Here is a 1,384-nt window from a genome sequence, read left to right as displayed (position 1 = left end):
TGGACGCCCTTCTGTTTGTCAAGCAGCGATACGTGTCGCGTTGATTTCCTTCTGGCGCTGCATGATGAGGGCGAAGACCTCGCGAGCAAGGTAGCGCTTGATAGCCCGTATGGCGTCGAGCTTGGAATGACCCTCGGCGACGCGGCGAGCGACGTAATCCTTCGTCTTCTGGTCGGTGCGCAATCTCCCGATGGCGATGATGTGCAACGCGCTGTTGGCTGCGCGATCGCCGCCACGGTTCAGGCGATGTCGGACCGTCTTGCCGGAAGATGCGGGAACAGGACTGACGCCGCAGAGGGCGGCGAAGCTGGCTTCTGATCGCATGCGGTCGGGATTGCCGCCGGCGGTGAGCAACAGCTGTGCGGCGCCGGTGTGACCGATCGAGTTGCGCGTCACGAGATTGGGCGCCAGCTCGTCGACGATGGCGGCGATCATGGTATCGAGGTCCGCGATCTCGTCGTGCAGTTCGAGATATCGGCGGGCAAGCGATTTGAGCGCTATCCGATAAGCAGCCTCGATCTCGCGGTAGCTCGTCAGATCAGGGCGCCATGCAGCCAGAGTTCGAACGAGCTGCATTCGGGTCATGTCGCGCAGCAGATCGCGCAGTCCGTCTGGCGCCGCGACGATCGTGTTGTGGATCATCTGCAGCGCAATCCGTCGCGCCGTCACCGCCGTCTTGCGGCAGGCGACAAGGACACGCAGCGCTTCGATCATTCCATCGCGGCTGCGCGGCGTGACGGTTCGATTACCTGCAAAGGCGGCGTGCGCGGCATTCTGCGCGTCGAGATCATCGTTCTTGCCGCGCTTCCGGCGATCTTGCCGATCGGGAGCCGTCACCTCCAGAACGGTTACACCGGCCTGCTGCATGAAGCGCAACAGGCCCGCGCCATAGCTGCCGGTCGACTCGACGCCGATGCGCTGGAGGTCGCCGAAGGACCGCATCCAGGCGAGCATCTGTCGATACCCCTGCCGCGTGGTGGCGAACGATCGCGTCTCGAGAACGCGATCCTGCTCATCGACGACGGCTGCGACGTGCAGATCCTTGTGCGTGTCCACGCCGCCGACCACCGCGCGGGCCTTCGCATCGTCCTCAATGGCCATGCTGTCCTCCTGGCTCGATCACCAAACGGCTTCGCCAGCACCGGCTGCATGGACAGGACAGTAACGTGACCGGATGGTCAGGCCCTTCTCGGGTCACAGGCAACGGCGAGGCGAGCCCTCACCGCAAGGCGTTCCCGGGCGGCCGACAGGTCCAGGGAAAGACACTGGCGGGTCGATCGGAGTGCGGGTCAGACCGCACCGGGCACCTCACGGCGCCAGCCTACCAAACGGTCGATCTGTGTTTGAGACAGGCCGCCCGGGAACTGGCCTCGATCTATTTACT

The 1,384-nt window shown here is 64.2% G+C and carries 1 protein-coding gene; it reads right to left on the bottom strand.

The genetic code is table 11. The annotated features are described in order from the left end of the window. Positions 1-18 precede the first annotated feature (18 nt). The gene (locus tag ACFPN9_RS26820) at positions 19-1,101 is read right to left on the bottom strand and encodes an IS110 family RNA-guided transposase (protein WP_067254688.1); all 1,083 of its coding nucleotides are present in this window, start codon (positions 1,099-1,101) and stop codon (positions 19-21) included. Between the last annotated feature and the right edge of the window lie 283 nt (positions 1,102-1,384).

Origin of the sequence: Allobosea massiliensis (assembly GCF_042655245.1) — a bacterium.
Taxonomy (GTDB): domain Bacteria; phylum Pseudomonadota; class Alphaproteobacteria; order Rhizobiales; family Beijerinckiaceae; genus Allobosea; species Allobosea massiliensis.
This window is presented reverse-complemented; position numbering and strand designations above follow the sequence as displayed.